The 7679-nt window shown below is 64.2% G+C and carries 3 protein-coding genes; 2 read left to right on the plus strand and 1 reads right to left on the minus strand.

All coding sequences use genetic code 11. The features are described from left to right. The first annotated feature begins 285 nt into the window (after positions 1-285). A complete protein-coding gene (locus IDH44_RS01880) occupies positions 286-4533 on the plus strand; it encodes a glycoside hydrolase family 9 protein (RefSeq protein WP_190914123.1) in 4248 nt (1415 codons plus the stop codon). Between the two features lie 242 nt (positions 4534-4775). Here IDH44_RS01880 and IDH44_RS01885 read toward each other — a convergent pair whose 3' ends face one another. Next, positions 4776-6158: an FAD-dependent oxidoreductase gene (locus tag IDH44_RS01885; protein ID WP_223869287.1), complete on the minus strand. Its 1383-nt coding sequence runs from the start codon at positions 6156-6158 to the stop codon at positions 4776-4778. Positions 6159-6273: 115 nt separating this feature from the next. Here IDH44_RS01885 and IDH44_RS01890 point away from each other — a divergent pair, with 115 nt between their 5' ends. Further along, positions 6274-7095, plus strand: coding sequence for an AraC family transcriptional regulator (locus IDH44_RS01890; RefSeq protein WP_190914126.1), 822 nt, complete (start codon positions 6274-6276; stop codon positions 7093-7095). Positions 7096-7679 lie beyond the last annotated feature (584 nt).

Consider the following 7679-nt stretch of genomic DNA (forward strand, 5'->3'; position numbering starts at 1 on the left):
GACAGTACGACTTTAACACTGTGCATTGATAAAATTTGTGTCTACTCTTTTGACAGAGGTCCACTTTTATCGAACTGATTTGATCCATGCCTTGCCCCCTTCTTTCGCCAAAACCCTCTTCGTTCTATTCTATCACCAGGCTGCGTTTTTTTAAAATGTACGTAATTCCCCCATTACCCTGAAATAAATCACCACCGCCCACCGATAGATCATGGAAGAAATGCCGGACAATCCCTATACTCATCATTGTAAGCGTATTCAAATATGAGAATGGAGGGATTCTTCATGTCACTGCAATTTCCCAACTCCCGGAGGCGCGGACAGGCCTCCAGATGGCTGCTGCTCGGCCTCAGCCTCGCGCTCGTCCTGCAGGCCTGGGCGCTGGCTCCGGGCAAGGCGGGGGCCGCGGTCGATCCGCTGCCGGGACCGGACCATCCGCTCGTGTACGACGACTTCTCAGGAGGCGGCGTCTTCACGCAGGACTGGATGAACTGGTGGAACCAGGACGGCGGCGTCGGCCTCTTCTCCCGCACGACCGACGGCAGCCGCGAGGTCGGCGTATTCGCGCAGGAGCCCGATTCCAATAAGTCCTGGTCCAAGTTCCAGCCGTGGAACGAGACCGTCGATCTGTCGGGCTACCGCTACCTGAACTTCACCATGAAAAACACGCTCAACCCCGACACGCTCATCCGCATCGTCATCAACGATACCAATCGCAACTACACGTTGACCGGCGGCTGGGTCCCGGTCGCCGATACGTGGACGCTCAGCCAATTCGACCTCGACGCGCTGACGCCCGCGATCAGCAAGAAAAAGGTCAAATTCGAAATCTGGCTGCGCCAGACCGACGGCGAGCCCGGCGAGGTGCGCATCGACGACATCATCGCCACCACCGACGATAGCGGCAGCGCGCCGACGCTGACGCAGACCGGCGTCACCGCCAATGCGACGGGCAGCTACAACCAGAACACGCAATTCACCTTCCGCGCGACCTACACCGATGCGGACAACGAAGCGCCCTTCGCGATGCAAGTCGTGATCGACGATACCGCCTATCCGATGCAGCCGACCGATCACGGCGATCACACCTACACAGACGGCAAGGATTATCTCTACACGACGAAGCTCGCGCCCGGCAGCCACGACTACTACTTCCGCACGACCGATACGACCTCGAGCATGGTCAGCACGACGGTGCAGACCGGCCTCGTCGTGACGGAGGCCTCGCAGCTGATCGACGTCGTCGTCAGCCAGGCCGGCTACAGCGCCGGCGATTACAAGAGCGCCAAGGTGACCGCCACCGAGCCGCTGGGCGACCTTGCCTTCGAGGTCCATGACGGCAGCGGCACTGTGCTGACCGACACGCTCGTCAGCGAGGGCGTCGTCTGGGACAAGCACGTCTACACCGCCGACTTCTCCGCCGTCCAGGCGACCGGCGAGACGTTCACCGTACGCACCAACGGCATCTCCTCGTTCCCGTTCCCGATCGCCGCGAACGTCTGGGACCGGTACAAGGACGAGATGACCGCCTTCTACCGCATCCAGCGGGCCAGCGTCGCCACGAGCGATGCCTATCCCGATGGCTACAGCACGGTCGCGCCGTCGGACAAGGTCTACCATCCGGCCGGCCATCTCGACGATGCCCTCTCCGCGGACGGCACGCAGCAGCTGGATCTCACCGGCGGCTGGTACGATGCCGGCGACTACGGCAAGTACGGCGGCAACCAATGGGTCGGCGCGCAGATCGCGCTGGCGTATGTGCGGCATGCCGATGCGGACAGCGTCAAGTACGACAATGACGACAACGGCATCCCCGACCTGATCGACGAGGCCATCTTCGGCAGCGACTACGTCGTCAAATTCGCCGACCAGCTCGGCGGCGCCATGTACAATGTGCCAAAAAGAGGCTCGTTCGTCCATCCGCACAAGACGACCGACAACATTCCCGGCACGAGCGACGACCGTCAGCTCAACGGCTACGGCATCGGCGGCTCCGCCAAGGCGGCCGGCACGCTGGCGGCCACGGCGCGCGCAATCCACACGGCCATTGCCGAAGGCGATATCGACGCCTCCGAGGTCGCGGCCCTGACAGCCGCTGCGGCCGACTACGAGGACGCGGCCGAGGTATTCTACAATTATGTGCTCGGGCATCTGAGCGATCCGATCGGCTCGTACAGCACGCGCGGCGGCATCGACAATTCCATGCTGCTCGCGGACGTGGAGCTGTACCTGCTGACCGGCGATCCGGCCTACAAGACGGCCGCCACGGACAAGATCAATGCGCTGGTCTTCGAGGACCTGGCCTCCACCAACTACTGGGATATGCGGCCGATGTCGATGGCCGAATTCTACCCGGCGGCGGACAGCGCCACCCAGGCCCACATCCAGGATCTGCTCAAGCAGCAGCTCGATTACTTCATGTCGCTGGCCGACGATACGCCGTACGGGGTCTTGAATCAGTTCAAAAACTTCGGCGTCAACGAGCCGCATGCCTCCTATCTCGGCGATGCGATGCGGTATTACGAGCTGTTCGGCGACCCGGCCGCGCTGCGCGCCGTGCAGCAGGGCACCTATTGGATCTTCGGCGAGAACCCGTGGAACATCAGCTGGGTATCGGGCATCGGCGCCGATCATGTCGATTACCTGCATACGCGCCTTGACGAGCAAGCCAACTCGGCCTCCGCCACCGGCATCATCATCCCCGGCGCGATGGTGAGCGGACCGAATATGAAGAATCCGAAGGACCGCAAGAGCGTCAGCCCGTGGTACGAGGATCGCTCGGTGTACAGCGACGATACGAACCAGTGGCGCTACAATGAATATAGCGTGAGCATTCAGGCCGGGCTGCTGTACACGGTCGTCGCGCTCGGCGCAACCGATACATCCGGCTCTCCGGCCGGGAGCATGCCGCAGGAGCTGCCTGTGCTGTCGCCGATCATCGGCGACTACGTGCGCGGCGAGGTGACCGTGTTCGCCGGTCCGGCCAATGGCTTGGACAGCGTGACGTACAAGTCCGGCAGCAGCTACGTGCCGATGACCGTGTCCGGCAGCGTCTACGCGGCCACGATTGACGAGAGCGGCAGCGCGCCGTATGCCAACAAGCGGATTGACGTGCGCGGGCTCGACGCGCAGGGCAATGCGACTTACAGCTCCACGCACTACACCATTGCCGCGCCGCTGCCCGATCCGTCCACTCCGCTGCTCTACGACGACTTCGACGGCGGCGGCCTGTGGGGCGCGACCGGCGGCAACAATCAGTGGGTGAACTGGTATTCGCAGAATGGCGGCACGGCGACCTTCGCCCGCGTCACCGAGGACGGACGCGAGGCCGGCCTGTTCACGCAGACGCCTTCGTCGGCGAGCTCCAGAGCGCGCTTCCAGCCGTGGCACGACTTCGTCGACCTGTCGGGCTACCGCTATCTGAATCTGACGATGAAGAATCCCGGCTACGACGACCTGCGGATGCGCGTCGAGCTGTCCGACGGCTCGCGCACGTACAACGCGACGGGCGGCTATGTGAGCGTCCCGGATACGTGGCAGGATCTGCAGATCGATCTGGACAGCTTCGCCAATCTGACGGATAAATCGACGATGCGCATCTACATCTGGCTGAGCCAGAGCACCGCGCAATACGGCGAGCTGTTCATTGACGAGATCTTCGCTTCCAACGAAGCAAGCGGCAGCGCGCCGACATTGACGGGCGGCGGCGTGAACGAGTCCACAGGCGACACGGAGACGGACTTCACCTTCAACGTGACGTATACCGATGCGGACGATGAAGCGCCGTTCGCGGTCGAGCTGCTGCTGGACGGCGTCGTCCATCCGATGCAGCCCGTCGATCCCGGCGACACGACCTATAGCGACGGCAAGGACTACACGTATACGACGAAGCTGCCGGCCGGTATCCACTCGTACTACTTCCATACGTCGGATACGACCTCCGACGCGGTCAGCACCGCAGTCCAGTCCGGACCGGCCGTCGGTCCGATCGCGCCGCCTCCCGTACTGCCGCTGCTGACGGAGGACTTCGAGGACGGCACAGCCGACGGCTGGACGGCAGGCAGCGGCACCTGGACGGTGACAGACGGCGTCTACGCCGGCCAGGCCGGGTCCGGCCAGAGCCTCGCCGTCGCCGGCGATGCCGGCTGGACGGACTACGAGCTGGAGGCCAAGGTCAACGTGACGAACAACACCAACGGCAACAAAGACGCCGGGCTCGTCTTCCGCTACGCGGACGCGGACAACTTCTATGTGCTGTTCCTCAAAAACGACGACCGCTCCGGCCGCAAAATGGAGCTCGTCAAGTACGTGGACGGCGTGAAAACGACGCTGGATTACGCCAATCCGAGCGTGGCCGCCGAGACCTATTACACGTACCGCATAGTCGCCGACGGCGACAGCCTTGAAGTGTATCAGGACGACGTGCTACAGCTCAGCGCCACGGACAGCGCGCATGCCGCGGGCAAGATCGGCGCCCGCGTCTATGCGAGCACGCTCGCCCTGTTCGACGACTTCGTCGTGACGCCGCTGTAGCGGCAACTGGGGGACGCCGGGCATCGCGAGACGCTCTACTGCTCCATCTCCTGCTCGTCCGGCACATTCGCAGGACATGACAAGGCGGTGACGGCCATGGCCGTCACCGCCTCTTTGCGATTCATGCTCCAACTTCCCTGCAACTCTTTTCTGGCGTCTTCCGCGCTTCACCGACGCAGCTTCGATCGGCGCGACGCATCTCGGACGCCCCCGGCGTGACGCCGTCATTGCCCGCCGCCCAGCTACAGCATGATCGATCCGCCCTCCCGCAGCGTGCGGCGCAGCTCGGACGGGTCGACCGTGTCCAGCGGACGATCCTGATGCAGCGCCAGATAGGCCGCCACCCCCGCCGCCTCGCCGGTCTGGTTCATGTTCACCATGACGCGCACGCCGCCGAACGCCTCGTCGTCGACGTCGATCATCCGCCCCGCCATGATCAGATTCGGATACGGCCCCTGCGGCAGCAGGCTGCGATACGGGATCTGGTAGTAGGTCGGCGAGTCGCCGGTATCCGGACGCCAGCGCCCGACCGCATGCGGATAGCCCGGCCGCACATACACCTCGGTGCCGTCGAGGTACTTGAAGGTCAGCCCCGGCTTGTCCTGGTGGTGAATGTCCACGCGGTAGCTGCCGCTCGCGATCGCATCGTCGAATGCCGTGCCCAGCAGCACCTCGCTGCCCTTCAGCCGGTGCCGGGCCTCCACATGGCGCGTCTCGCGCGTCCCGATGTACGACGGCAGCGCCACGAGCGCGATCCGGTTATCCGGTCCGTGATCGCGGATCAGGTCCATGACCGCCCGCACCTGCCGGCGCCCCTCGATCTCCGCATGGGTGAGCTGCTCGCCGTCGGCGCTGTCGGCATGGTACACCCGCGTGCCCGCGTACATGTAGATGCCCTTCGTCCCCGGCACATATCTGCCCCAGCCGAAGCCCTCCGGCAGGTCGTAGGCCTCGCGATGCTTCAGCCGGGCTTCATTCAGATTAAGTCCCTTCAGTCCGCCTTCGCGCGGGTCGTCCTCCGGCATGCCGCCGCCCTCGCCCCAGCCGCTGATCTTGGCGCACGCTGTGGAGGGCTGGAACTGCGGCGAGACGCGATGCGCCAGCTCCAATCGCGCGCACAGATCGCCGTCTCCGGTCGCGTCGACGAATTGACGGGCGAGGATCGCCCCTCGGCCCGACTTGTTCTCCACGATGACCCCCTTCAGCTCCCCGTCCTGCACGTACGGCGCGGCGAAGGCCGTATGCAGGTACGGCTTGACCCCGCTCTCCAGCACGAGCCGGTCCAGCTCGATCTTGAGCTCCTCCGTATTGAGTGCGTAACCGGCCGAGTGGCTCTTCTCCTCTGCTCTCACCGCATCTACGCGCGCGAGACGCTCGATTGTCTCCCACGTCAGACCGGCGATGATCTGCTTGGTGAATGTCGTATCGTACAGCGAATGCCAGATGTTGACCAGGCCGGACGTGGCGACGCCGCCGAAGGCGTTTTGCTTCTCCACCAGCACGACCCGCGCGCCGAGCCGCGCCGCCCGCACCGCCGCGAACACCCCGGTGCAGCTGCCGCCCAGCACGCAGATGTCCGCTTCGTCGTAGACCGGGATGCGCTTCGCCGGTTCTTCAATGTGCATCTCTATCACCCTCCATACCTTTTCTTACAGTATAAGAGGGTTACACTTCCTTGTTCCATGCACTATACTGAATTCAGCCATGGATTTTATTTCACCTCGAGAGGAGAGGACGAGGATGGAGCAGTCGAGCGGGGCGCCGACCTGGCCGGAAACAATTACGGTCATCCGGCATCATTACTATTCGCGCAAGCCCGTGTTCGAGCAGGCGTCGGATACGTATGGGGAATGGGCGGCTTTCGCCGTCGTGGAGGGACGGTTCGCCTATCGCATCGGCGCGCGCGTCGGCGAGGCTGCGGCCGGTCAGCTCGTCGTATGTCCGCCCGGCACCGCCTTCGGACGCGAGACGGCCGGGCCGATTTCCTTTCATTACTTCCTGTTCTCAAGCTCGCAAGGCGCAGGAGGAAGAGACGGGAAGGCGCGCCAACTAGCAAGCGGCCGGCTCGCCTTCCGCGACAGCGCCCGCTTCTACAGCGGACTCGCCAGCCTGCAGGAGCCGGGCCAGCGCCGGCATCCGTCCGCCCGGCGCTGGCAGAGCCACGTCCTGCTGGACCTGCTGCGGCTACATGCGATGGAGGCCGAGCTGCCGCCACCCGCCGGCGGTCTGGCGGGCGGCGACGATCCGCTGCTCGAGGAGGCGCGGCGGCAGCTCGACAGGGCTGCCGAGCTGCCGATCTCGATTGCGGCGGTCGCAGAGGCGGTCGGCCTGAGCGCCGTCCAGCTCTCGCGCCGCTTCCGGCGCGCCTACGGCCTGCGGCCGTCCGCGTATGTCGAGCAGCAGCGGCTCGACAAGGCCTGCCGCCTGCTGACGCACACGACGATGACGATCGAGCAGATCGCGCTCGCCTGCGGATACAGTAGCGGCTTCTACCTCAGCCGCTGCTTCGCGCGGCGGATGGGGCTCCCGCCGTCGGCGTACCGGCTGCAGCATCGGGTGTGAGCGCGCCGTCTCACTCGAGCACCAGCATGTAGCGGCATCCGGGCTCGACGTGGAATGCGATCGCGCCGTCTGCAAGGCGCGTATACGGAATGGCTATTAGCACGCACTCGCCCCTGTCTGCTCCCTCTAGCCGCCATTTTGGCGGCTACACCCCTGGTCGCTCCCTCTAGCCGTCATTTTGGCGGTTACAGCACACGCTCGACCCTGGTCGCTCCCTCTAGCCGCCATTTTGGCGGCTACAGCACACGCTCGACCCTGTCTGCTCCCTCTAGCCGCCATTTTGGCGGTTACAGCACACGCTCGACCCTGTCTGCTCTCTCCAGCCGCCATTTTGGCGGTTACAGCACACGCTCGACCCTGGTCGCTCCCTCTAGCCGCCATTTTGGCGGCTACAGCACACGCTCGACCCTGGTCGCTCCCTCCAACCGCCATTTTGGCGGCTACAGCACACGCTCGACCCTGTCTGCTCCCTCTAGCCGCCATTTTGGTGGCTACAGCACACGCTCGACCCTGGTCACTCCCTCTAGCCGCCATTTTGGCGGTTACAGCACACGCTCGACCCTGTCCGCTCCCTCTAGCCGCCA

It is taken from the genome of Paenibacillus sabuli (genome assembly GCF_014705605.1).
GTDB classification, from domain to species: Bacteria; Bacillota; Bacilli; order Paenibacillales; family Paenibacillaceae; genus Paenibacillus_D; species Paenibacillus_D sabuli.